The sequence below is a fragment of the Pseudomonas sp. MAG002Y genome, from assembly GCF_019400845.1.
GTDB lineage: Bacteria > Pseudomonadota > Gammaproteobacteria > Pseudomonadales > Pseudomonadaceae > Chryseomonas > Chryseomonas luteola.
In genome coordinates this window covers 178,929-202,802 of sequence record NZ_WOEJ01000010.1, presented here as the reverse complement: position 1 = coordinate 202,802, position 23,874 = coordinate 178,929, and the positions used below count along the sequence as shown (strand labels likewise).

The 23,874-nt window shown below is 55.3% G+C and carries 21 protein-coding genes; 9 read left to right on the top strand and 12 right to left on the bottom strand.

Annotated features, from left to right (window positions below; all coding sequences use genetic code 11):
* Positions 1-207: 207 nt before the first annotated feature.
* The 8 genes from GM154_RS15990 to GM154_RS15955 all read right to left on the bottom strand — a co-directional run bounded on the left by GM154_RS15990 (position 208) and on the right by GM154_RS15955 (position 6,773).
* A complete protein-coding gene (locus GM154_RS15990; protein ID WP_074826326.1) occupies positions 208-936 on the bottom strand; it encodes a FadR/GntR family transcriptional regulator in 729 nt (242 codons plus the stop codon).
* Between the two features lie 171 nt (positions 937-1,107).
* The gene (locus tag GM154_RS15985) at positions 1,108-1,539 is read right to left on the bottom strand and encodes a DUF2628 domain-containing protein (RefSeq protein ID WP_219652769.1); all 432 of its coding nucleotides are present in this window, start codon (positions 1,537-1,539) and stop codon (positions 1,108-1,110) included.
* Positions 1,540-1,853: 314 nt separating this feature from the next.
* Positions 1,854-2,105, bottom strand: a complete 252-nt coding sequence (locus GM154_RS15980) for a hypothetical protein (RefSeq protein WP_219652768.1) — start codon at positions 2,103-2,105, stop codon at positions 1,854-1,856.
* Positions 2,102-2,713 carry a membrane integrity-associated transporter subunit PqiC gene (locus tag GM154_RS15975; RefSeq protein ID WP_219652767.1) on the bottom strand — a complete coding sequence of 204 codons (612 nt, stop codon included), beginning with the start codon at positions 2,711-2,713 and terminating at the stop codon, positions 2,102-2,104. The genes GM154_RS15980 and GM154_RS15975 overlap by 4 nt, the downstream gene beginning before the upstream one ends.
* Positions 2,710-4,386 carry an intermembrane transport protein PqiB gene (locus GM154_RS15970; RefSeq protein ID WP_074826334.1) on the bottom strand — a complete coding sequence of 559 codons (1,677 nt, stop codon included), beginning with the start codon at positions 4,384-4,386 and terminating at the stop codon, positions 2,710-2,712. Before GM154_RS15970 ends, GM154_RS15975 begins: the two co-directional genes overlap by 4 nt.
* Complete coding sequence (locus GM154_RS15965; RefSeq protein ID WP_010798254.1) at positions 4,376-4,993, bottom strand: paraquat-inducible protein A; 618 nt, start codon at positions 4,991-4,993, stop codon at positions 4,376-4,378. The genes GM154_RS15970 and GM154_RS15965 overlap by 11 nt, the downstream gene beginning before the upstream one ends.
* On the bottom strand, positions 4,990-5,601 hold the full coding sequence (locus tag GM154_RS15960) for a paraquat-inducible protein A (protein ID WP_219652766.1): 612 nt from the start codon (positions 5,599-5,601) through the stop codon (positions 4,990-4,992). The genes GM154_RS15965 and GM154_RS15960 overlap by 4 nt, the downstream gene beginning before the upstream one ends.
* A 218-nt stretch (positions 5,602-5,819) precedes the next feature.
* A complete protein-coding gene (locus tag GM154_RS15955) occupies positions 5,820-6,773 on the bottom strand; it encodes a LysR family transcriptional regulator (protein ID WP_074826774.1) in 954 nt (317 codons plus the stop codon).
* 126 nt (positions 6,774-6,899) lie between these two features.
* On the opposite strand from GM154_RS15955, the gene GM154_RS15950 reads away from it, so the two are divergent.
* From GM154_RS15950 to GM154_RS15925, 6 genes are all read left to right on the top strand, one after another.
* Positions 6,900-8,273 (top strand): MFS transporter, encoded by a 1,374-nt coding sequence (locus GM154_RS15950; RefSeq protein ID WP_219652765.1) that lies wholly within the window; start codon positions 6,900-6,902, stop codon positions 8,271-8,273.
* A complete protein-coding gene (locus GM154_RS15945; protein ID WP_219652764.1) occupies positions 8,270-9,796 on the top strand; it encodes a CoA-acylating methylmalonate-semialdehyde dehydrogenase in 1,527 nt (508 codons plus the stop codon). The genes GM154_RS15950 and GM154_RS15945 overlap by 4 nt, the downstream gene beginning before the upstream one ends.
* 37 nt (positions 9,797-9,833) lie before the next feature.
* Positions 9,834-10,718 (top strand): 3-hydroxyisobutyrate dehydrogenase, encoded by an 885-nt coding sequence (mmsB, locus tag GM154_RS15940; RefSeq protein WP_219652763.1) that lies wholly within the window; start codon positions 9,834-9,836, stop codon positions 10,716-10,718.
* Positions 10,719-10,825: 107 nt separating this feature from the next.
* Positions 10,826-11,356, top strand: coding sequence for a hypothetical protein (locus GM154_RS15935; RefSeq protein WP_219652762.1), 531 nt, complete (start codon positions 10,826-10,828; stop codon positions 11,354-11,356).
* Between the two features lie 78 nt (positions 11,357-11,434).
* Entirely contained in the window at positions 11,435-11,710 is a 276-nt protein-coding gene (locus tag GM154_RS15930) for a peptidylprolyl isomerase (protein ID WP_010798261.1), read from the top strand.
* Between the two features lie 122 nt (positions 11,711-11,832).
* The gene (locus tag GM154_RS15925; protein WP_150348627.1) at positions 11,833-13,056 is read left to right on the top strand and encodes a DUF445 domain-containing protein; all 1,224 of its coding nucleotides are present in this window, start codon (positions 11,833-11,835) and stop codon (positions 13,054-13,056) included.
* Between the two features lie 41 nt (positions 13,057-13,097).
* On the opposite strand, the gene bglX is transcribed toward GM154_RS15925, so the two are convergent.
* Positions 13,098-15,395 (bottom strand): beta-glucosidase BglX, encoded by a 2,298-nt coding sequence (gene bglX, locus GM154_RS15920; protein ID WP_219652761.1) that lies wholly within the window; start codon positions 15,393-15,395, stop codon positions 13,098-13,100.
* A 284-nt stretch (positions 15,396-15,679) separates the two neighbouring features.
* On the opposite strand from bglX, the gene GM154_RS15915 reads away from it, so the two are divergent.
* The 3 genes from GM154_RS15915 (at position 15,680) to GM154_RS15905 (ending at position 18,558) form a co-directional block, all read left to right on the top strand.
* The gene (locus tag GM154_RS15915) at positions 15,680-16,426 is read left to right on the top strand and encodes an NYN domain-containing protein (RefSeq protein WP_219652760.1); all 747 of its coding nucleotides are present in this window, start codon (positions 15,680-15,682) and stop codon (positions 16,424-16,426) included.
* A gap of 127 nt (positions 16,427-16,553) precedes the next feature.
* Positions 16,554-18,098, top strand: coding sequence for a sensor domain-containing diguanylate cyclase (locus tag GM154_RS15910; RefSeq protein WP_219652759.1), 1,545 nt, complete (start codon positions 16,554-16,556; stop codon positions 18,096-18,098).
* 121 nt (positions 18,099-18,219) lie between these two features.
* Positions 18,220-18,558: a hypothetical protein gene (locus tag GM154_RS15905; RefSeq protein ID WP_010798266.1), complete on the top strand. Its 339-nt coding sequence runs from the start codon at positions 18,220-18,222 to the stop codon at positions 18,556-18,558.
* A 2-nt stretch (positions 18,559-18,560) separates the two neighbouring features.
* Here GM154_RS15905 and GM154_RS15900 read toward each other — a convergent pair whose 3' ends face one another.
* The 3 genes from GM154_RS15900 to GM154_RS15890 form a co-directional block, all read right to left on the bottom strand.
* Complete coding sequence (locus GM154_RS15900) at positions 18,561-18,905, bottom strand: hypothetical protein (protein WP_074826357.1); 345 nt, start codon at positions 18,903-18,905, stop codon at positions 18,561-18,563.
* Positions 18,906-19,262: 357 nt separating this feature from the next.
* Positions 19,263-20,939 (bottom strand): Na+/H+ antiporter, encoded by a 1,677-nt coding sequence (locus GM154_RS15895; RefSeq protein ID WP_219652758.1) that lies wholly within the window; start codon positions 20,937-20,939, stop codon positions 19,263-19,265.
* A 279-nt stretch (positions 20,940-21,218) separates the two neighbouring features.
* The gene (locus GM154_RS15890; RefSeq protein WP_219652757.1) at positions 21,219-23,849 is read right to left on the bottom strand and encodes a molybdopterin-dependent oxidoreductase; all 2,631 of its coding nucleotides are present in this window, start codon (positions 23,847-23,849) and stop codon (positions 21,219-21,221) included.
* Between the last annotated feature and the right edge of the window lie 25 nt (positions 23,850-23,874).

The window sequence follows — 23,874 nt, the reverse complement described above, 5'->3', positions numbered from 1 at the left end:
CGGAAGTCGCCCTGCGCATCGAAATCGGTTACCGGAAAGGACAGCAATCCGGATGAAAGGGTGTGCTTGAGTTCTTGCGGATTCATGTATTGCACCCTGCTGAGAGCCATGAGGTTTGTTGTTGTGGATTTAGCCTAACCTCTCATCAGTCGTCATACAAGTGGGTATGATGCTCTTTTGCTTATTTTTTGATTGCAGCTGGCCCTTCTAAAGTGACTGCATCACTTTTACCAATCGTTCTCGGCTGTTACTAAGGTGCAGACGCATAGCTGCTGCAGCCCCAATGGCATCCTGCCGGACAATGGCGTTATAGATGTCTTCATGTTCGGCATCGCGCCGCTCAAGATAGGCTTGGGACAGCGAACTTTCATTAAAGGCTTTGTTCAGGCGCATACGTGGAATGAGTTCTCGGCTAAGGCAACTCATGATCTCTGTAAAGTAGCGATTACCGGTTGCCTGGGCGATCAAAAGGTGCATTTCCATGTCGAGATCCTCTGAGGGAGAGGACGCTCTTGCCCGTGCCTGCATACGGTCGAGCAGAGCTCTAAACTGCGTCAGATGTGCCTCTGAGCGTCTTTGTGCTGCCAGGGCTGCCGCTTCGGACTCAAGGCTGATTCGGACTTCAACGACTGAAAGAACATCCTGCAGTGTCTCTACACTGGAGGGATCAATCATGCCTGATAGCCGAATAATGGGCTCGCATACAAATGTGCCGATACCTTGCCGGGTGACTACCTTGCCGTTTGCCTGAAGGTGGGAAAGCGCTTCACGAACAACCGAGCGACTCACGCCATGAGCCTTCATGATTTGCGCTTCGGAAGGCAGTTTTGCGCCAGGGCTAAGCTGGCCATCGCGTATCTGGCTATCGAGAATATTGGCCAGCTCCTGCGAAAGATTATGCGAGCGTTTGGCGAGAAAAACAGGCTCGGAATGCATCTGGAACACCTTCTTATTTAGATTAATTATCCGGTCTACCTATAAGATGTCTGACAAGTTTGGCGTTGTAAAGAGGTTTTACAGTAGAGGTACGTTGGCTATTTTGATAAATAACCAACGTCGTTGTAAAAACCGAAGTCTTCCAAGCTGAGAGAGCTAGCCCGCCCAAATCTATCCGAAAGCCGAGAAACCTTCCCACGGATTCCAGCTCTGCGTATTTTTCATTTCTTTAAGATAATAGGCGTAATTGGCGATCATTGAGTTAGCAATCGCAAAGCCTATGCTAATGCCAAAGTCAAGCGCTTGGGGGACATCAATCCCCGTCAGCTCCTGAAACAGAAGTTCAAGTAAGCCGGTAGAGAAGGCAATGCCTAACATGGCTAAACCTTTTTTCTTTAAACCTAAAGCAAAAATCAAATAGAAAGGTCCGAGAAAAAAGGCTGGCCAGCATCTAATGATCAGGAGCTTCTTTCGAAAAGGAAGCTGCTTGAATGCCTTTTTGCAGGTAGCGGTTTTAGGTGCACCATAGGTGTCGTAAAAGGCAAAACGCTCTTGCCATTTTGACGAATATGACGCTTCTCTGGAGGGTTCCGTGGTGTCCATATCATTACTCCTTGGCGTGTGGCCTGTATTTCTTTACTAAGGTGTATCCATAAAATTCATCCATACATGTACGGCTTGGAACAAGCCTGTGTATGGCAAGGGGGGCGAGCATACCGAGGTTGATGGGAGGTTCGGTCTCTACCCTGTCTCAAAACGCTTATTTGAACGTATTGAAAGGCGGCCTGGTTCAAAACAGCAGGGGCTACACAGGCAGGAAGCCTACTGCCTGTGAGAAGGGCTCATCAGCCGTAAAGCCTGAGTAAACACGCAGTAGGTACAAGAGGGCGTTTTAGCCCCCTATATGGAGGCGTGGCTTACATGCCGCAGCTGGTCAACGTTCCGGTTTGATAGTTCAGTTCATTGCCAAGGCTAAAGAGTACATCGCTCGAAAAGGCCGTACTTTCTACAAAATAGGCGCTATGTTCTCTCAAGCGCTTGGCTAGGCCGCTGGCTTGTTCGACGGGTAGAAATAACAGGACAAACGCGGTGCCGAAGGCAAAACAGACTTCAAAGACACTGGTTTGTGAGCAGGCGTGGCGGATACGCAGGTACCAATCGATCATCATGGGCATTCTGTAGTCGGCAGTTCGTTCCAACGCTGCGCGGTTTGCGCAATGGTTTTGGCTAGAGTAGCAATAGCCTTCTGATGGGCTATGACGAGGCTTTCAAGCTCCATGCCGGCAGGCTCGCGAATGATACTGCTGCAGGTCAATGTTCGGCGTAGGCTACCTTCGCTTCTCAGGTTAAGGCTCCAAACCACATCAATCAAGGCATACCGCTCGGGCAGCATGTCGAAGCGGCGTACATCAGTGCGTAGCGTCAACACCGGCTTGCCGGAGGTTTTGGGAAGTCCTGCCAGATCCCGGACGCCGAGCTGTTGCTCCAGCTGACCTGCCAGGGCGTCATGAAATTCATCGCCAAGCGGCGCGCTCCAGCGTTCGGACTCCAGAATGGCGAGGCTACCATTGCTTTGCCTCACCACCAGTTGGGGCTGGTCAACCTGCACAGGCATGCGCACAGGCGCAAGCTCGAACTGAAACGCTGCGGGGGCGGTGTGAGAAGCCGCCTGGCCAGACAGGGGAGGCAGTAGCGTGTAGTAATGCGTAGGGGCTGAGCTGCACGCGGCAAGCCCCAGCGTGGCCGCTATTGCAGCCAGCGATAAGCGAAGGGTCATGGCTGGGACTCCATTTCAATGTCTCGAGAGGATGACTTCCCTTTATAGGAGCCGGGCGCCGCTTCCTCGGTACGGCCACGAATCAGCGACTCGGGATGGCGGCTCAGATAATCGGTCAGTACACGCACGGAGCGAGCGGTTCGCTGGACCTCGTCCATGGCCTGGTTGACCTGCTGACGTGCCGGCGAATCTTCATCCAACGTTTCGTTGGCGGTCTTGAGCGTGTTTTGCAGCTCCTCGAGCGTACCTCGCATTTGCGGCAACACATCGCCATTGACCTGTTTCATCGTTTTCTGCAACTCGTTCAGGCTGCCGTTCAGGTTGTTGGCAATCGAGTCGATAGGTAGCTTGCTGATCTTGTCGACCATGGCCTGCAGCTGCTCCTGTAGCTTATCGAACCCGCCTGGAACCGTCGGAATTTCAAGAGGACGACTGTTGGGGTTGAAGCTGACCTTGGCCGCCTTAGGATCGAAATCCAGCGCAATATAAAGCTGTCCTGTCAGAAGGTTGCCTGTGCGGGCCTGGGCTCGCAGACCTTGCTCGACCAGACGCTTGATCAGTTGAGCGGATTGCTCTTCGCTTTCACCGCCGATCTGCTTGACCAGCTTGTCATGGGCACTGCCCAAACGCTGCGGATAGACCACTGCACCTACCGTAGTCGGGAACCGCTGCGTTTTGGGGTCATAATCAAGATCCACTGAGACAACCCGGCCGATATTCACCCCCAGGAACTCCACGGGAGCATTCACCGCAAGTCCGCGTAAGGACTGATTGAAACGCAGGCGAATAAACCGAGGTTCGCCGGAGGGAGGCGCCAGTGCCGTCTGCTGGTCGTTATAGAGCGTGAACTCGTAGTGCTCTGGAGCTGGTTTGGCGTCCGGGCTGTAATTAGGCTCCCGGAAGGCAATGCCGCCCGCCAGAATGGAGGGGATCGTCTGGGTGTTGACCTTCAGGCCGCTGGCATCAACCGAGACGTCAATGCCGCTGGCATTCCAGAAGCGGGTATCGTCGGTCACAAACGCATCGTTGGGCGAATTGACGAACACCTGAACATCTACCCCTTTGCCATCTTCCGTCAGGTTATACGAGATGACCTGGCCTACCTGAATGCGGCGATAGTAGACCGGCGAGCCAATATCCAATGAGCCAAGATCGTCGGTATGAAGGGTAAAGCGCTTGCCCCTTTGCCCGTAGGTGACAGGAGGAGGGTTTTCCAGTCCGACGAAATCTTTTTTGGTCACGTCGGAACGGCCAGCGTCCGCACCGATGAAGGGGCCGGAGAGCAGTGTGTCTACACCGGAAACCCCGTTGGCGCCGATACGCGGACGGACCACCCAATACTGGGTATCCTCGCGCGTAAAGGGTTCGGCTGACTTATCCAGGTCAATCGTGGCGGTAACGTGGGTGCGGTCTTCGCTGAGGGCGATCCGGGTAACCGTACCGATTACCACGTTCTTGTACTTTACCTGGGTCTTGTTTGCTTCAAGCCCCTCAGCCGTCTGAAAACTGACGTTGACCTGAGGACCTGCGCGCAACCAGCTGTTGACGACCATGGATAGCCCTACCAGAGCCGCCACGATCGGGACCAGCCAGACCAGAGAAATACTGAAGCGCCGCTTTCTGATCTGAGGCGTGCCAGGGGTTGGAAAAGCAGTGTTCGGGTTATTCGACATCATTTACCTCAGCGTCCCAGATCAGGCGCGGATCAAAGCTCATGGCAGACAGCATGGTCAACACAACAACCAGGCCAAAGAACAGGATACCCAGACGGGGCTCGATCGTGCTCAAGGCTCGGAATTGAACTAGCGCAGCCACCAAGGCCACGACCAATACATCGAGCATCGACCAATAGCCGATCAGCTCTACGAAGCGATAAAGCTTGGCCCGTTCGCGCATGGCCCAGCGGCTGCGCCTTTGACAGGTAATCAGCAAAGTACCCAGGACGCAAAATTTCATGCAGGGCACGGCAACGCTGGCAATGAAAATCAGGATAGCGATGTCCCACGAGCCGTGCTGCCAGAACTCGATGACACCGCTCATGATCGTATTTTCACTGCCCCCGCTGAACATGCTGGTATACATCACCGGCAGGACATTGGCCGGCACATAAAAGATGATCGAAGCAAGCAGAAACGCCCAGGTACGGGCGATGCTGTTGGGTTTGCGCGTATGAACCGGGGAATAGCAGCGCGGGCATTCATGCGCTCCCTCAGGGCAGACAAATCCACAGGTATGGCACAGGCAAACCTTGAGTTCGCGCGCGTAGGGCGGTTTATTCATATAACCGGCACCTCCAGATCATCCCAGAGGTAGCGGATGTCACGACCGGCAATGAGAATAATCAGCACCGTCAGCATGGCCATGGCCCATAAGCCGACGCCAGGCGAAACGTTGAGCATACCGGCCAGTTTGATAATGGCTACGAGAATGCCAAGCAGGCAGACCTCCAGCATGCTCCAGGGTCGTAAATGCTCAAGCGCCCGCATACAGGCCCTGAACCCTGGGGCCATTTCGCCCACATAAGCGTAACCCAGCACCCAGCCCAGCAGCAGAATCTGAAACAGCGGCGCGAAGATAATCGCCAGGCCTGCCACCAGCGCAATCAACGTAATACGACCTTGAGCCAATGCCTCGACAGATTCCCAGAGCGTGGCCTCGTTGCTCAGCCCTTGCAAGCTGATGTGCATGATGGGGAAGACGTTGGCCAATATGAACAGGATGCCAGCTGCCAGCGTAAGGGCGAACAACTGTTCGACATTGAGCCGTCTGCTGCGCTCGATCACGGCATCGCAACGCACGCAGCGGGCAGCTTCGCCCCGCGCGAGTAGGCGCCGATGGTAGACCGAATCGCAGTGCTCGCAGATGATCCAGTCAGGGTGTTGAGGCATGGCTGATGGTGTGCATTAGATAGGTTTCGGTGAAGTGTGGAAACGCCGCCCCGTCGACCAGCACCTGATCGTTAGGATACTGCGTTAGGCCGTTTCGCTGTATGGGTGTTCGAAACGGTGCGTTGTCGATTTTGTAACAAGGACACATAGAGCACCGTACTTGTTTCATATGTCCGGTAAAAACCTGTGGGTGGTAGAAGCGTTAGATGCGCTGCAAGTCACGAAGGATCGATGAATCTCATTTCACTGGAGGCGCCGCTTAACAGTGGTTCGTTCAGTTCGGCGCAGGCTTTGAGGTAGTCCCAAAGTAGCGTAACGCGCTTCAATGCCCGCAAATCCTCCTGACAATACATCCAGAAATGCCGTGTTATCTGAATTTCCTCCGCAAGCAGCGGTTGCAAACGGGGATCCGGGCCGGCCAGAAAGCAGGGCAAGATCGCCAGCGAGCGTCCTTGAAGCGCCGCTGTATATTGAGCGATTACACTGGTGCTGCGTAACACCGATCGAGCGCTTGGAACAGCGTGTTCCAAATACAACAGCTCCGGGCTAAAAGCGAGATCATCTACATAGGTGATAAAGGTGTGCTCAGCCAGATCGCTCCGATCATGAATGGGGCCGTGCCGCTCTAGATAGCCCGGAGTTGCATAGAGCCTAAGCTGATAATCGCACAGTTTCGTGCAGACGTAAGGTCCTCGTTCAGGCCGCTCCAGGGTAATGGCAATGTCTGCCTCACGTTTGGACAGGCTGATGAAATGCGGAACCGGCAATACATCGACCGTCAAGCTTGGATAGGTTTGCTGAAAATGGCTGACTTGCGGCGCGATGAAGAAGCTGCCGAACCCTTCTGTGGAGCCAATTCGGACATGTCCCGACAGGGAAAGCCCTGCACCGGCGACCTCTTCACAGGCCGATTGCAGCGTGCTCTCGATAGCCTCTGCATAGCCCAGGAGCCGCTGGCCTTCGGTGGTCATTGCAAAGCCGCTGCTGCGTGATTTTTCAAACAGTAAGGCGCCTAGCGTCTGCTCCAGAATACGGATACGGCGTGACACTGTTGTGTAGTCCACCGCCAGCCTACGGGCCGCGCCGGTAGCCGTTCGTGTCCGGGCTACCTCCAGGAAAAACTTGAGATCGTCCCAGTCAAGTGCGGCAGGGGACATGAGATTTTTTTGCATATCGGTTCGGCTTTTTTGTGCGTTCTTATTGGAAGTTTGCACACCTATACTCCGAAACAGCCGCAAGCGCCAGAACGCGATTCCGGCTGATGACACCTCGCACAACAACAATAAGCGGAGGCGTTTATGACTGCAGGCACGACATCATCCAGAGCGACCTCATCTGGTCGCAAGCACTATCGGATCGCCGGGCTGGCCAGCATGGCCGGAACCACCATTGAGTGGTATGACTTTTTTCTCTACGGCACTGCTGCGGCATTGGTCTTTAATAAGCTGTTCTTTCCTGCCCTCGATCCCATGAGTGGCGTACTGGCTGCTTTTGCCACCTACGCCGTAGGATTTCTTGGTCGTCCCATGGGCGGCATCGTGTTTGGTCATTTCGGTGACCGGATTGGGCGAAAATCCATGTTATTGCTGACGCTCATGTTGATGGGCGTTCCTACCATCGCCATCGGCCTGATTCCCACCTATGACCAGATCGGCTATTGGGCAGCCTTGCTGTTGGTGATCATGCGCTTCCTGCAAGGCATGGCCGTAGGCGGAGAGTGGGGCGGCGCTGTGCTGATGGCGGTCGAGCATGCGCCGGAAGGAAAAAAAGGCTTTTACGGCAGCCTGCCGCAGACTGGTGTTGGGGCAGGCTTGGTACTGGCCTCGCTGGCCATGGGTGCGGTGGCCACTTTGCCAGAGAAAGATATGCTGGCCTGGGGATGGCGGCTGCCATTCCTGGCCAGTGTGGTACTGCTGGGTATCGGTTGGCTGATCCGGGTAAAGGTGGCGGAGTCGCCTGACTTTGAACGGCTCAAGCAGGAGGGGCGTAAGGTCAAGGTCCCCTTGTTTACAGTGCTCAAGGAGCACCCTCGGGAAACTCTGGCCATCATCGGCGCCCGCACGGCTGAAAACGCCTGGTTCTATATGGCGGTCACCTTTGCGTTGGCCTATGCCGCCAATCAGCTCCAGATTCCCCGCGCCAGTGTACTGAATGCCATTACCGCCGGTGCTGCACTGTCCCTAGTCACCATGCCGTTCTGTGGTTACCTCTCTGATCGGGTAGGGCAGCGGCGTCTCTATTTTGCCGGGCTGCTCCTGCTGTGCGCCTTTGTTTATCCCTTCTTTGCCATGCTGGGAACACGTGAACCCCTGCTTGTTTGGTGGGCCATGGTGCTGGCCGTGGGCGTAGTGTTTCCCATCCTGTATGCGCCTGAGTCACTGTTGTTTGCCCGTCAGTATCCGGCGCAGATTCGCTATAGCGGAATTTCGCTTTCCGTGCAGTTTGCTGGCGTGCTGGGCGGCGGCTTTGCACCCATGATCGCCACTACGCTGCTGTCGCTGGGAGAGGGCAATCCGCGATACGTCATCGTCTATCTGCTGGTGATGGGCGCGATTGCATTGCTTTGTACGGCCCTGATGAAGCCGGATCCCCAGGTCGGCCGCTCCGCTATTTCCACTACCGCTTCCCGCCCCGTTGGCATGGTCAATTCCACCTCAGGAGAATCCCTATGAACGCCCCCTTGAATGATGCCAAGGCTGATATCAGCCAAGTCAAACTGCTGATCAACGGTGAGTGGGTGGACTCCAAAACGCAGGAGTGGCGCGATGTTGTCAACCCGGCAACTCAGCACGTGCTGGCTCGTGTTCCCTTTGCCACGACCGATGAGGTCAATGCGGCGATCGCTGCTGCCCAGCAGGCATTTACCCGCTGGAAGCGTACGCCCATCGGTACGCGTATGCGCATCATGCTCAAGTATCAGGCATTGATCCGTGAGCATATGAAGCCCATTGCCCAAACGTTGAGCGCTGAACAGGGCAAGACCCTGGCCGATGCCGAGGGTGACATCTTCCGGGGTCTGGAGGTCGTCGAGCACGCCTGCTCGGTGGGTAGTCTGCAGATGGGAGAGTTTGCCGAAAACGTGGCGGGCGAGGTGGATACTTATACGCTACGTCAGCCCATTGGTGTCTGCGCAGGCATTACACCCTTTAATTTCCCGGCCATGATCCCGCTGTGGATGTTCCCCATGGCTATCGTCTGTGGCAATACGTTCGTGCTCAAGCCTTCCGAGCAGGACCCGCTTTCCACGATGCAGCTGGTCGAGTTGGCGCTTGAGGCTGGCATTCCACCCGGTGTCCTCAATGTGGTACACGGCGGAAAGGACGTAGTCGATGCGCTGTGTACTCATCCCGATATAAAGGCTGTCTCCTTTGTCGGGTCTACAGCCGTTGGTACTCATGTTTACAATCTGGCGGGTCAGCACGGCAAGCGCGTGCAGGCGATGATGGGCGCCAAGAATCACGCGGTGGTGTTACCCGATGCCAACAAGGAGCAGACGCTTAATGCATTGGTAGGTGCGGCTTTTGGTGCTGCCGGCCAACGCTGCATGGCCACTTCGGTGGCTGTTCTGGTAGGTAAGGCGTGCGAATGGCTGCCGGAGCTCAAGGCCAAGGCTGAACAACTTAAGGTCAATGCTGGGTCCGAACCGGGGACTGACGTTGGTCCGCTGATCTCCAAACAGGCCAGGGAGCGTGTGCTCGGTCTGATCGAAAGCGGGGTGGCGGAAGGTGCTTCATTGCTGCTTGACGGGCGCAATGTTCAGGTGCCCGGATACGAGCAGGGTAATTTCGTAGGGCCTACGCTGTTTTCCGGCGTTACGACAGACATGCGTATCTACACGGAAGAAATCTTTGGCCCGGTCCTGCTGACTCTCGAAGTTGATACGCTGGATGAGGCGATTGCTCTGGTAAATCGCAACCCCTTCGGTAACGGAACTGGGCTCTTTACCCAGAGCGGTGCAGCGGCTCGCAAATTCCAGAGTGAAATCGATGTTGGTCAGGTAGGAATCAATATTCCGATCCCGGTACCGGTTCCCTTCTTCAGCTTTACCGGCTCCCGCGGTTCCAAACTGGGTGATCTAGGGCCTTACGGTAAGCAAGTCGTCCAGTTTTACACCCAGACCAAAACCGTCACGGCCCGCTGGTTCGACGATGACAGTGTCAGCGATGGGGTGAATACCACGATTACCTTGCGTTGATCGGCGCGGTCGTCAACGTTACAGAAGGAGAATAACCATGCGTATTGCCTTTATTGGTTTGGGAAACATGGGGGCTCCGATGGCGCATAACCTGCTGAAAACCGGACATGCGCTCACGGTCTTCGATGTCAACGCACAGGCGGTTGGCGCCCTGGCGGAAGCGGGCGCCAAGGCGGCAAACTCCGCCCGGGACGCTGTACTGGAATGTGAGCTGGTCATTACCATGCTGCCTGCCGCGGCCCATGTGCGCAGCGTCTACCTGGGTGAAGAGGGGCTTCTGGCAGCCCTGCCTGACGGAGCCGTAGCAATTGACAGCAGCACCATCGATCCTCAGACGGCCCGGGAGGTCGCCCAGGTGGCGGCGGGGCGAGGAATCGCCATGGCCGATGCGCCGGTTTCAGGGGGGACCGGTGGCGCGCAGGCGGGCACCTTGACCTTCATGGTCGGTGCGACGCCTGAACTGTTCAATCTCATACAGCCGGTACTCTCTGATATGGGTAGGAATATCGTGCATTGTGGTGAGGTCGGAACCGGGCAGGTCGCCAAAGTCTGTAACAACCTGCTGCTGGGCATCAGCATGATCGGTGTTGCAGAAGCCATGGCGCTGGGCGATGCGCTCGGCATCGACACCAAGGTTCTGGCCGGCATCATCAATACCTCTACCGGACGCTGCTGGAGTTCGGATACCTATAACCCCTGGCCGGGTATCATCGAGACGGCGCCGTCTTCACGAGGTTACACCGGTGGGTTTGGGGCTGACCTCATGCTCAAGGATCTGGGGCTTGCCACTGAAGCGGCGAAGCAGGTGCGCCAACCGGTTCTGTTGGGTGCGCTGGCACAGCAGCTCTACCAGAGCATGAGCCAGCGAGGTGAGGGCGGCAAGGACTTTTCCGGCATCATTGGGCTGTACCGCAAGCCTTAGCGATGATCAGTCGGCCCAGCGGTAATACCACGCCGCTGGGCCAGCGAGTCGGCATCCGGCAGCGCCTCCCTGTACACTAGGCATTCGATTATTTCCGGATGCCTCACATGAAAGACCAACTCCTTGAACTGATCACCCTAATCAGCTCCGGCTGTATGAGCGATGAGGAGATCGCGCGGATCGCTGACGAAGCTGCACAAGCTTATGCCGATCCCGAAGCGTTCCTGGCAGCCAATCCGGATATCAATTACGACGAAACCTTCCCGATTTCGCTGGGCGAGTGGGTAGTAGTCGGCAGTTTGCCGGAAACGGTACTGTTCCAGGCCGATAGCTACGATGAGCTGCTCCAGCACATCATGGATTCCTTCGGCAAGGATGTGCCGTTCAACATCAAACCCAAGCAGCTGGTGAAGGTTGAACCACTCAAGGCGCTCAATCGGATCCAGGTTCAGCTGAGCAGCATGTACAAGGAAAAGGGTGGCTACACCCTGATGGATTTCAGTGAGCCACTTGATGATGAGCTGCAAGCCGTTCTGGTGTACACCCATGACGTGCAGCGCGTACTGGATCTCTGCGCCGAGCTCGTCATCTACGCGGCGCCGTCCTATGAAGCGCTAAAGAACGCGTTGGAAGACTGAGGCGTTCAGTCATCAACCTGCCATCTCTCCACTGGATAAACAGCGGGTCGGCCATTATCGACCCTGAGGTTCCCTTTTATGAAAGCCATGGCCAAACATATTCTGGTCAAGACATCCGACGAGGCGGACGCCCTCAAGAAGCGCCTTGAAAAAGGCGAGGCCTTTGACGTACTGGCGAAGAAATTTTCGATTTGCCCCTCAGGAAAGCGGGGCGGCGACCTTGGCGAGGTCAAGCCGGGCCAGATGGTCAGGGTGATCGATCAGGTAATTTTCAAGAAGTCGGTCGGTGATATTCATGGTCCGGTCAAAAGCAAGTTTGGCTATCACCTGGTCAAAGTGTATTACCGGGACTGAGCGCAGCCTGCTCAGTCACCCAGACAGGAACAACGACCCGAGCGAGGACCGTTTTGGCCAACGAACCTGTAACACCTGATGCACCTGCAAAATCCGATCGCTGGCAGTCCCCAGTCTTTCGCATGAAGGTTCTGGCGGGCTGCCTGTTGCTGGCAGCCGCTGTCCTGTATGCGGTCGCTACCGCACTGCATGACATCCATCCTGGCTGGGGGTATGTCGCCGCCTTTGCCGAGGCGGCGATGGTTGGCGCGATCGCCGACTGGTTTGCGGTTACCGCGCTGTTCAGGCATCCCCTGGGGCTGCCCATTCCTCACACGGCTATCATTCCACGTAACAAGGCGGGCATAGGGCGCAAGCTTTCGGATTTCATCTGTCTTAATTTCCTGTCCACCCCTCAGCTGATGGCAAAGGTCAGAGAATTCAACGCAGCCGACCAACTGGCCGGCTGGCTGCAAAAGCCTCACCATGCCGAAGCCCTAGGTAATCATCTGATAGGGGTGGCCCGATTCGGTGTAGGTGCCTTGCGGGATGAGCGTGTTCAGCGCTTTATCCAGCGCACGGCGACGGCTCGGTTGCAGCAGGTTGACCTGGCACTGTTGAGCGGGCAGCTGCTGGATGTCATGACGGCAGACCGACGCCATCAGGCCATGCTCGATGATGTGCTGCGTGAGATCGACCGCATGATGAGGGACGAAGATACTCAGGCGATGATTGCCCGGGCGATCTCTTCAGAGCTCAGCGCGTTGCGCTATGTTCGGCTTGATGAGTATGCGGGGCGCTGGTCGGCCGAGAAGGTCGTCAAGCGGATCTCGATGCTCATTACCGAGATCAGCGAAGACAAGGATCATGAGATGAGGGCTCGCTTCGACCATTATGTCGCCGACTTCATCGAGAAGCTCAAGAACGATCCCGAATTTCGAGTGAAAGGCGAGCAGGTCCGTATGCAGCTGATCGAGCACCCCGCCATTGCCGGGTATCTGCAAGGGCTCTGGGATGATCTGATTGACTGGCTGCAGGATGATCTGGGCAAGGACGATTCCTCAATACGTCGACGCCTGATTCGTCTGACCCAAGGGCTGGGGGCTGCGCTGGCAGCGGATGCGCCTATGCGGCAATGGATCAATGACCAGATCGAGGAGGTAGCGCCTCCTGTCATTGAGCGTTATCGCGGTCAGGTGGGAGACTACATCGCCGAACGAGTCGAAGCCTGGAACACTGACGAGTTGGTCGAACAGCTTGAGAAGAACGTAGGCAGAGACCTGCAGTTCATCCGTATCAACGGCACGCTCGTAGGCGGACTGGTTGGACTGATCATCCATACGGTCACCCAACTGCTGGTAGGGTAGCAGGGTGAAGAAGTGCCGGATGGCCCGGCACTTCCAGCTGGTTAAAGCAGGCGGAACTGCTGCTCCTTTACCTCTTCCGAATCCAGTCCGATATAAACCTTGAATGCACCGGGCTCGGCGGCGTACTTCAGGTCTGCATTGTAGAATTTTAGGTCTTCTTCACTGATGTCGAAGTCGATAATCTTTTCTTCGCCAGGTTGCAGCATGACCTTGCGGAAATTCTTCAGCTCCTTGATCGGACGACTGATTGAGGCAGTAACGTCTCGCAAGTACAGCTGTACAACCGTCTCGCCCGCGCGCTGTCCCGTATTTTTCAGCGTCACACTGGCTTTCAGTCTGCCATTTCGGTGCAGCGTGCCGCTGGAGAGCGTTATATCGGAAAGGTCGAAAGTGGTGTAGCTCAAGCCGTAGCCGAAGGGATACAGCGGTCCGTTAGCCTCATCGAAATAGCGAGACGTGTATTTGCCTGGGTCTTTCGGATTGAACGGTCTGCCGGTATTGAGGTGATTGTAATAGATGGGTATCTGGCCAACCGAGCGTGGAAAGGTCATGGGCAGCTTGCCGGAGGGGTTGTAATCGCCAAACAAGACATCGGCGATAGCGTTACCGCCCTCAGTGCCACTAAACCAGGTTTCCAGTAGCGCGTCGGCCTGTTGGCTTTCCCAACTCAGATCCAGTGGTCGGCCATTCATGAGCACCAGTACCAGAGGCTTACCAGTGTCTTTCAAGGCTCTGATCAAGCGGCGCTGATTATTCGGAATATCGATATGGGCGCGGCTGGATGCTTCATGGGCCATGCCTTGCGACTCACCTACCGCGGCGACAATGACATCCGCTTTCGAGGCTACCTCTACCGCTTCCTCGATCATGTCTTCGGTAGAGCGGTGGTCCACCTCGACAGCAGGGTCGTAGGAGTTCAGATAGGCAAGAATGCTGGCGTCATCAGTAATGTTGGCGCCTTTGGCATAGACCAGTGTGGCCTTGTCACCGACCGCGTTAGCCAGGCCCTGATAAAGGGAGACGGCTTGCTGGGTCATCCCGGCGGCTGACCAGTTTCCCATTACGTCGCGCTGGCTCTTGGCCAGGGGACCGATAACCGCAATGGTACCGTTCTTTTCAAGTGGAAGCAGGTTGCCTTTATTCTTGAGCAGGACCTGGCTTTTGCGGCCTACCTCCCGCGCGGCTTCCCGGTGTAAGCGGCTCTCGGCGTTGGTATCAAAAGGTGGATCGTTCGGTTTGCCCAGGAAGGCATAAGGGTCCTTGAACAGGCCCAGGTCATATTTGGCGCTGAGTACATAACGGCAGGCATCGTCGATTTCCTGTTGGCTGACTTCGCCGCTCTTGAGCAGGGCAGGAAGCTGGGTGCCATACAAGTCGTCGTGCATGTTCAAGTCCACGCCTGCCTTGATAGCAAGTTTTGCGGCTTCGCGCCCATCTTCGGCGACGCCGTGACGGATCAACTCGTTGATGGCGCCATGATCGCTGATGATGAGACCCTTGAAGCCCCACTGGTCTCTCAGCAGATCCTTTAACAGCCATCGATTGGCTGTGGAAGGAATGCCGTTGATGGCGTTGAGCGAAACCATAACACTGCCCGAGCCTGCCTCCACTGCCGCCTTGTAGGGGGCAAGATAGTCCTGGAACATGCGCTGGGGACTCATGTCGACCGTGTTGTAATCGCGACCGCCTTCGGTAGCGCCATACAACGCGAAATGCTTGAAGCTCGCCATGATCGAATGTGTGGAGGCCAGGTCGTCACCCTGATACGCCTTGATCAGTGTGCCGGCAATCCTTGAGGTCAGGTAGCTGTCTTCACCAAACGTCTCGGAAACCCGTCCCCAGCGAGGGTCACGAGTGACGTCAACTGTTGGGGAGAAGGTGAGATTCAGACCGTCTGCACTGGCTTCCTCTGCTGAAATGCGCCCGCTCAAGGCAATCGCATCCAGATCCCAGCTGGACGCCATCCCCAGGTTGATAGGAAAAATGGTGCGGTGGCCATGCACCACATCATAAGCATATAACAGTGGAATCTTGAGGCGGCTGTGCTCTACCGCCTGGACCTGCATCTGACGAATGTCGGGCCGAGTGACCGTATTGAACATCGCGCCTACCTTGCCGGCCCGAATGTCCGCCATGATGGCGTCCTTGGTGTAGTCAGGACCAACGCTTACCAGGTTGAGCTGGCCTATCTTTTCTTCAAGCGTCATTTGTTTCATGAGCTTGTCGATAAAAACACTCTTGTCATGTTCCCTGACTGAAGGGGCAGCGCGGTCTGTTTCAGCCAGCGCAGCAGCACAAAAGCATGCCGCCAAGGTTCCTAGCACATACAGCTTCTTCAAGTGACACCTCAAAGGGTTTTATTCTTCTTTCTCTTCTTGCAGCGAAACGGCAAGAGTGAGCAGTTTCGCATAACAGCAAAATGCGGGCATGTGATTTCTGAAGCGTCGAGTTCAGCCGGTTGACCGACTGTCTTTTTGGTTCGACAGGCTACTGTTTTCAGGTCCCTGATGTCATTCTGATAACCTGTGACTTCGGCGAATGGACGCGGCAGGGTATATTAGCGATCTATACTGATAGCGTTCATCGGACGTTGTCATGGTTTGCAGTTCAGTAAGGGTTACCCGTGCGCACAGGCATCTACGTCGATTCAGACAATATCAGCTCAAGTGGCGGCAGCTACATGCGCTACGAAACGCTCAGGCGTTTCTATGAGGCATCCAGCGTAGTCACTATCGCCAAGGCTTATCATGCCTTCGACGAAGTGCTGGCCGAAGAAAAGCCTGAGTATGCGAACTGGCATGCTGCCCACGTAGCCCGTATCCAGGGCGCCGGGTTTCGGTTGCTGATCAAGCCGGTCAAGCGCTACAACAATGATACGGGCACGTCCCGCAAAGGCAATGTCGATGTGGAACTCACCGTTGACGTCCTGACCCAGGCTGACAAGCTGGATCGGGTCGTGCTGGTGACAGGCGACGGTGATTTTGTCGCGCTGGCACAGGCGCTTCAGGCGAAGGGCGTACGGGTGGAAGTCGTAGCGTTCAAAAATATCTCAAGCGATCTTGTCCAGATCGCCGATGTGTTCCTGAATGCCTATCTGATCCCCGATATTCTGGCTGGCGATGCTCAGCCCCGGGACCGAGTTATTCAGATCATGAATGTCGACCTGAATGGACAGCGAGCCTTCTATTCCTGCCTAGAGCAGGCGCCCACCTCGTTCTCGCCGGATGATCCGGCCTGGTTGCGTGGCGAGCTCAGGTTGACCAAGTCGATGATTGACTCCCGTAATTTCCGTCCTGGCAAGATTCTCGCCTGGCGTGGACGTAACGCGGATGAGCAGGCGTTTGAAGTTTTGGCAACGCAGCGACTGTAATTTAATGCTGTCGCCATGTGACTCGGGGTGCAGGATTGCACTCTATGAATTAAGGTGATTTGCAGCATTAACCCTTACAGTATGCAATCTTTGTTTCAGGCTTTTGGTCTTCCAGGTTTGCCTAGATATGCTTGATCTCGAAAATGGGTACGACTCGAAGGCCAAGCGGTTACCGCTACAGCTCCTGACGATTCTCTTTTTGGTCACGGTTTGCCTGTCAATGGTGGCATTGACGGCTTGGCAGGTCTGGAATTCGCGAAATGTCCAGATCAGCGAAGGCGAGGTCATGACCTCCAACCTTGCAAAGTCCTTGGCCCAGCATGCCGAAGATACGTTCACCGAGGCTGATACCGTACTGCTCGGTCTGCAGGAGCGTATGGAAATAGATGGCACCAGCGTCCAGCACATGACTCGGATGAGTATGCTGCTCAGGCGGCATGTGCAAGATCTTCCACAGCTCGAGGGATTGTTCGTCTATGATGAGAAGGGCGATTGGCTGGCGACATCCTTTCCGACGATACCGGCCATTAGCAACAATGCGGACCGTAACTACTTCAAGCAGCATGTCTCCAATTTCAATCTGACGCCACACATTGATCATGCCGTGCGCAGCCGCTCTTCCAACAACTGGATCATTCCGATCTCGCGGCGTTTCAATAAGCCTGATGGAAGCTTTGGTGGCATTGTGTTGGCTACGGTCAAGATGAGCTATTTCCAACAGTTCTATGACAGTTTCAAGCTTGATGACGAGGGCGCGATCTTTCTTGCCCTGACCGATGGCTCGATCATCGCCCGACGTCCTTTTAAAGATGAATACGTTAACAAAAGCATTCAGCAAGGTCCGATTTTCAGTAATTATCTTCCTGGCGCACCTGTAGGTGTCGCGGTGGTCCGCGCGTCCGTAGATAACGTTGAGCGCATGTACGGTTATCGCCAGTTAGAGCGTTATCCATTGGTAATTGGTGCCGCCTTGTCCAAAAAAGCTGTTCTGGCTAATTGGACTGACGAGACGCGCAGAGCCGTTGCCATGGTGGCGCTGATGCTGTTGGGCATGACGATGTTCGGGCTTTTACTACTCAGGCAGATTCAGCACGGCATGCAGGCAGAAGCTGACCTGGTCGATGCCAAGCAGGGGCTTGAAAAGTTGGCCATGCATGACGGCCTGACCGGTCTCGCCAACAGACGTTATCTGGATACATTGTTGCCTGCCGAGCTGGGACGTGCACTTCGTTATTCTCATCCGGTCGGTCTGATCATGATCGATATCGACTACTTCAAGACGTATAACGATCTCTTCGGCCATCCAGGCGGCGACGATTGTCTGCAACGTGTCGCCAAAGCCATCCAGAAAAGCCTCAACCGCCCCAGCGATGTTGCTGTTCGCTATGGTGGCGAGGAGATTTCGGTACTTCTACCAGGAAGCGATCTGGATGGATCCGTTCTGGTTGCGGAGCGGATTCGTGAAAACGTACGAGAGCTCAAGCTGGCGCATCCTGGTAATCCAACTGGCTATGTAACGGTCAGCTGCGGTGTGCATGCGTATGTACCTAGTCGTGGCGATGAGTGTTCCGGCAAGAAACTCATCATGAACGCGGATCAGGCACTTTACCGTGCCAAACGTGACGGCAGAAATCAGGTTCAGGCGAACCGTGAGCCTTTTCATCAAGCATAATCTGCATGCCATAGATGAGAGTTTGCTATAAGATTACAGCCTAGTTTATTGTTTAAATTGAACTAATTCTCATCTGTAAGGTCTTTGCGCAACCTAGTTATCTGTAGTTGGGCAGGGACCTATGCAACATTTACGTTACGAAGCCATTTGTGGAAAGATCCGATACGCCCTGGCGCCTCTTCGCTGCGTCTTTAAACAAGGTGAGGCGTACAGAACTTTCAGCTTCATGGTTCACGATAAGGAAAATGGCATCCTGTTCAGTTCCGAGCCGTTGAACAGTGCTTATTTCAGCAACCCCATCGTCCTGCATCATTACCTGAAGGATTTACGTGAGCGCTTGGCTGACCAAGGCGTTGCGCTCGCTGACTGGCAGGATTGCATTACGCTTGAGAAACTGGCGACATGGCGCAAGCGGGTGTTACCCAAGCCAGGCCCCACCATGCGAGCTGCAACGTCCTGAGTTCAGTCGAGTCGTCTGCCGTCTGAGAAGGGGCGTATGTCCAGTCCTGGTTGCAAAGGCGGCTCTACATGATCAGGGGTCGGCTTTGGGCGTTGATAGTTTCTGGATTCGGCTATCAGCGCCTTGGCAGATTCGACCAGCGCTTCAAGTTCTGTGTCGATCTGAATCAACCGGTCTATCAGGTAACGAGCCTTGCCTGCGTATTCAGGGTGAATACTGCCATCCAGCACTAGGGCCAGACGACAAACCTCAGAGGCATGTGCCTGAAAACGTGCTGAATCAATAGCTGTTACAGCACTGTCGATACGAAACTCGCTGGCATCCTTGCTGGCATGAGTGAAACTCAAGATGATCTTCCATTCCACAATAAACAGTGAATTATTAGATCACAGGGCCAGTAGTAATGGCTAATTGCCTTTATATCATTTTGATCTAGGTTTCAAAGCGCTCAGATAACGCCTTGATGTCTGCACGTTTGGCTCACCCTAGAAGATTAAAGGCTGTTCAGCTTTTGTTTTGGTTGGATGGGATATCTTGAAACTGCAATCTCATCACCTCCTATGAGCTTAGTCAGCACCGTTAGAACCGCATTACTGACAACCCCGCCTCGGCGGGGTTTTTATTTGCCTTAAGAAAATTCAATGGTTACCGGCAACCCCGCAGGACCGGTGCAGGCTCCCGCGGGCTATCAGTGTCACCGATATTTAATGAGACTTTTCAGCGTTGTTGCCCAGAGCGGTCTCAAGCAGGTCTGCCTCACGTACGAGTTTGCGTAAGGTGTTGTCATTGATAATGTGCTTGCTGCGCAACTTGTAATACTCATGGCGCTCAGCTTTCAATGCCTCCAGACGGGTTTCACGCTCCAGCTCCCGGCGACTTTCCAGGACAGGAGTGGAGAGTTCGACATTATTGATTTCCAGCCGCTTGTGGTAGTAGTCCATCAGCTGGAGCGTAACGTCATTGAACGCAATGATGACTTCTTCATCACCCTTGTGCTCGGCCAGTTTCTTGGCTTTTTCCTGTCGGTAGCTTTCAATTCGACGAATAGCCGCTTCAGCGCCGCGAATGCGGGCTATTCGCTCCTCTTCATACGCCTTGGTGTCCTTTGGCAAGTGCAGATTCCGAAGCACCAGGGGAAGGCCGATACTGCCGGCAATCAAGGTAAACATAATGACGCCGGTAGCCAGGAAGATAAGTAGCTCTCGTGCTGGAAAGGGAGTGCCATCATTCATTGCGACCGGTAAGGAGAGCGCTGCTGCCAAGGTTACCGTGCCTCGGATACCAGCCAGGCTACCCGCAAGAATGACGCGCATCGATACCCTGGGTCTGGCTTCACGCCTGGACAGCAGGCGAGGCAGGTGGGCTGCGCCTAGAATCCAGACAAAACGCATGGCAAACAATGATAGGGAAATCAGGCCGACCAAACCCAGCAGCTTAAAGAATTCGAGCGTACCGCCATTCTGCTCCGCATAGTGCAGGGCACCCTCGATGATTTCGGGTAGTTGAAAACCTAGGAGCAGGAAGACCAGGGCGTTGAGCACAAACTCAAGCATGTCCCAAACGCTGCGCGTTTGAATGCGTGAGCTGGTCTGGTCCTGACGTTTCAGGTCCTTATAGTTAATGACCATCCCCGCAGCTACGGCGGACAGGATGCCCGACATATTGAAATGCTCAGCCACCAGATAAGCTGCAAAGGGCAGCAGAAGCAGTAGAAGCACGATTTGGATCGTTGAAGCTTCGCCCAGTCGGCGCTCGATCAGGCGCGTTCTGATGAAGTTGAAAACAAAGGCCATGGCCGCGCCGATGACGAGACCACCTATCGAGATCATGAAGAAGCCCACAGTGGCATCCATGATGGAAAACGCGCCGGTAAGCGCTGCCGCAACTGCAAACTTGAACGCCACAAGGCCTGAGGCATCGTTCATCAACGATTCGCCTTCGAGGATATGCATGAGCCGCGGCGGAACCGGGAGACGACCGGAAATGGCGGACACCGCCACGGCATCGGTGGGGGACAGAATGGCAGTGAGCGCAAAGCAGACGGGCAAGGGCAGGTGAGGGAATATCCAATGCACGACATAGCCGACACCAACCACCGTCATCAACACCAGACCCAGGGCCAGCGCCAGGATAGGACCTCGCAGAATCATGAACTCCCTTTGAGGAAAGCGTCGCGCATCGGCAAAGAGAAGCGGAGCAATAAAGAGCAGCATGAAGATTTCAGGCTCAAGTTCCACATGCAGACCGCCGGCAGGCCAAGCCAGCAAGGCACCAAATGCGATTTGAACCAGCGGTGTCGGAAGTACGGGTAGGAAGCGGGCAGCCACACCGGTTGCAGACGCTACCAGTAGCAGAATCAGAACGAGATAAACGGTATTCATGGGTAAGGCGGATCAACCTGCGGGAAAGGGTTGATGGCTAGTCAAACCGTCGAGCGGGACGAGGCGTATGAATGCTAGAGGGAAACGCAGGGAAGCATAACTACGGCAAGGTACAGCTTAAGGTGTTGAAGCCAGAATGGATTGCAGTCGAGACAGCCTTGCCATAGCTTTTGGCTATAAGCAAGGCTGTACCGATTAGACTCTATTAGTTATTTATCGCGATGTCCATGAACGCATTGTCGCGTGCGTTGTGGCATGGCTTAGGCCCTGCCTACCTTTTCACGCTTCTCTACCTTCGACTTTGCGAATCGTACAAACTGTATCGAACCAAGCCTGGTTACCAATGAGCGGTTGTGGGTTGATGGGAATAATTCGGTTCACGTTGTAACCGTTACCGCGGCCGCCCTGGCGTTCATCCCACCAGAGCGAGGTGCTTAGGTCATCCTGTTCTGGAGTCCCTCCATAACCCTGCTGGCCAAGTGTCGCTTCGGTATTGCGCTCGCCCTGACGTGCAAGGGCAGCGCGACCCGATACGAGATAGCCGAGGCTATTGGATACCGCAAACACGCGAGGATGTATGCCCTGGGTTACGAAAATACGAACACGCTCGGAGCCTACAGGCTCACCTGTCCCCTTATAGGCCTGGTCACCATGCGGGCCGCTGACCGGGCGGTAGGTGGTCAATTCAACCCAGTCGCCGGTTTTAAGGCCAAGTGACGCGGCAGTGGATGCATTGATCCACATGGGATTGTCATGGACGATTTCCGTCAGGTATTTCTGATTGGCTGTCCGGGCCTGAGTATGCACATTCCATTTGAAGCTGGTCAGGATGAACCGGTCTTCCGGCAGGTTCTGGTGCGCAGGAATAGGGATATAACTGGGCAGACCGTCATCGGTAATGCCGAGTGTCGTAGCGACCTTGACCAGCTCCGGACAGTACAGCTCGAATTTGCGAGAGGGTGTCTGGAAACCTCTGACTGCTGTGCGAATCCCGTCCTCTTTGATCATTAGGCCAATAGCACTTTCCTGGCCGGCCGTATTCGCCGTATAGATGACCTGCGTGGCTTCGTCGACTCTCGTGTTGCGGAGCTGTTCAGGCGTGAGGCGACGGCGATGTACCTCGTAGCTTTTCGGAGCGCTGCGGTCGACGTATACGCCATGCTTTTTCATGTACTCGAAGCCATCAGCTTCTTCGCCAGCCGGTATGTTGGCGCATTGGTGTCGGACAAACGCCTCATGGTCACCAAACTGAAAGTATCTGGCCTGTTCCGGGCCGAGGCGTCGGCCAATATCAAACAGCACATCGGCATAGCTACGTGCCTCGCCCGGCGGCTGCACCATGGGTTGACGCAAGGTAACGAAGTGCTGGAGTTCCAGGCTGTTACGGGTATCAAGCCCCCAGCGCTCCAGATAGGTCGCATCCGGCAGGATCAAATCGGCGTAATGGGCCATCTCTGAATAAACTACGTCGGAGCAGGCATGAAAAGGGATCAGGGATTCATCCTTGAGCACCTCGACCGTTGTCGAGCGGCCCTCAGGCCAGGTCATGGGGGAGCTGATCGTATAGGATAGATACACATCAACCTTGGCGCGGCCTTGGCGGATGTAGTCATACACAATCTGGCCCACCTTCATCTCCTGCCAGCGGTTGGCCAGTGGCCACTCGGGTGGATCTTCCAGATCCGTTCTCAGCTTCGGCTTGGGCGGCACAGGTTGCGGCTGCGGATAGCGAGTGGCGCTGAGCTTTTCTTCCAGGCCATAGCAGTAACCACCCGGCTGGCCTACAGCGCCAACCAGGGCATTAAGCATGACCACGGCGCGTTCAGCATTGAGTCCATTGTAATGGGCGCCTGTCCCCCGGTTGGTAAACGCCACAGCAGCGGGGCGCTGGCGGGCAAATTCAAGTGCAAGGCGTTCGATGTCGCTGGCGGCGATCCCTGACTGCTGGGCCGCCCATTCAGGCGTGTAAGGGGCAAGGAAGGCATGGACTTCTTTCAGGCTCAGGTTGACGAAGTGCTCCATGAACCTGCGGTCGTATTCACCCTCGCGCATGATGACATGGCCCATGGCGAGTGCAATAGCACCCTCGGTACCCGGAAAAGGCGCGTGCCACTCATCGCTGCGGCCAGCAGTGTTGGATAGGCGAATGTCGAAGGTGACAAGCTTGGCACCATGATCGAAGCGGGCGGTTGCCACACGCTTGGCCAAATGAAGACCGCCCTGGTGGGCCTCATAAAAATTGGAGCCGAAGTTCAGAAAGTATCGGCAGCGCTCGGCATCGATGGACTCCCAGTCGGTGTCGCCCAGGCTGATGTAGTTGGCGCCGCGCTTGCTGGCCGAGCACAAGGCGCGATGGTTGAGCTGCACGGGTGAGCCTATAGCGCCTAAAAAACGCTTAATTTCCGCATCGATGCGAGAGCGTCCGGCATGCAAGGCGACCCGTTCGGGGTGCCCTGCATCGATACTGCGCTGAATGCGCGAGGCAATCTCTGTATAAGCTTCGTCCCAGCTAATCCGTTGCCATAAGCCTTCGCCCCGAGCGCCCGCCCGCTTCAGAGGATAAAGCAGTCGCTCGGGATAGTCATTGATCGTCGGCCCGCTCTGACCCTTGGCACAGGTCATGTAGCTACCCATGTTTGGATCGAGAGGGTTGCCACGAATCTTGACGACCTGGTTATCAATGACAAAGCCTTCGATACCGCATACGGTGGAGCAGTTCAGGCATACGCTTTTGACGCGTTTGGCCTGACTGTAGTCATGCCTGGTCTTGCGGGGCGGTGGATCCATGGCCAGGGCGGCAGCGACACCACCGGCACCAACGGCGGTACCTACGCCCAGATAGATGTATTCACCCAGTTTAAGCTGCGCGAGCGCTGCCATTCCGGATTTGATGAACGTGCGACGTTTCATTGATTCATGCTCGAAAAGGGACAGG

Excerpts from the sequence above, each read along its gene's own strand:
- GM154_RS15990 (WP_074826326.1), bottom strand. The coding sequence starts at position 936 with ATGCATTCCGAGCCTGTTTTTCTCGCCAAACGCTCGCATAATCTTTCG.
- GM154_RS15985 (WP_219652769.1), bottom strand. The coding sequence starts at position 1,539 with ATGGACACCACGGAACCCTCCAGAGAAGCGTCATATTCGTCAAAATGG.
- GM154_RS15980 (WP_219652768.1), bottom strand. The coding sequence starts at position 2,105 with ATGATGATCGATTGGTACCTGCGTATCCGCCACGCCTGCTCACAAACC.
- GM154_RS15975 (WP_219652767.1), bottom strand. The coding sequence starts at position 2,713 with ATGACCCTTCGCTTATCGCTGGCTGCAATAGCGGCCACGCTGGGGCTT.
- GM154_RS15970 (WP_074826334.1), bottom strand. The coding sequence starts at position 4,386 with ATGTCGAATAACCCGAACACTGCTTTTCCAACCCCTGGCACGCCTCAG.
- GM154_RS15965 (WP_010798254.1), bottom strand. The coding sequence starts at position 4,993 with ATGAATAAACCGCCCTACGCGCGCGAACTCAAGGTTTGCCTGTGCCAT.
- GM154_RS15960 (WP_219652766.1), bottom strand. The coding sequence starts at position 5,601 with ATGCCTCAACACCCTGACTGGATCATCTGCGAGCACTGCGATTCGGTC.
- GM154_RS15955 (WP_074826774.1), bottom strand. The coding sequence starts at position 6,773 with ATGCAAAAAAATCTCATGTCCCCTGCCGCACTTGACTGGGACGATCTC.
- GM154_RS15950 (WP_219652765.1), top strand. The coding sequence starts at position 6,900 with ATGACTGCAGGCACGACATCATCCAGAGCGACCTCATCTGGTCGCAAG.
- GM154_RS15945 (WP_219652764.1), top strand. The coding sequence starts at position 8,270 with ATGAACGCCCCCTTGAATGATGCCAAGGCTGATATCAGCCAAGTCAAA.
- mmsB (WP_219652763.1), top strand. The coding sequence starts at position 9,834 with ATGCGTATTGCCTTTATTGGTTTGGGAAACATGGGGGCTCCGATGGCG.
- GM154_RS15935 (WP_219652762.1), top strand. The coding sequence starts at position 10,826 with ATGAAAGACCAACTCCTTGAACTGATCACCCTAATCAGCTCCGGCTGT.
- GM154_RS15930 (WP_010798261.1), top strand. The coding sequence starts at position 11,435 with ATGAAAGCCATGGCCAAACATATTCTGGTCAAGACATCCGACGAGGCG.
- GM154_RS15925 (WP_150348627.1), top strand. The coding sequence starts at position 11,833 with ATGAAGGTTCTGGCGGGCTGCCTGTTGCTGGCAGCCGCTGTCCTGTAT.
- GM154_RS15910 (WP_219652759.1), top strand. The coding sequence starts at position 16,554 with ATGCTTGATCTCGAAAATGGGTACGACTCGAAGGCCAAGCGGTTACCG.
- GM154_RS15905 (WP_010798266.1), top strand. The coding sequence starts at position 18,220 with ATGCAACATTTACGTTACGAAGCCATTTGTGGAAAGATCCGATACGCC.
- GM154_RS15895 (WP_219652758.1), bottom strand. The coding sequence starts at position 20,939 with ATGAATACCGTTTATCTCGTTCTGATTCTGCTACTGGTAGCGTCTGCA.
- GM154_RS15890 (WP_219652757.1), bottom strand. The coding sequence starts at position 23,849 with ATGAAACGTCGCACGTTCATCAAATCCGGAATGGCAGCGCTCGCGCAG.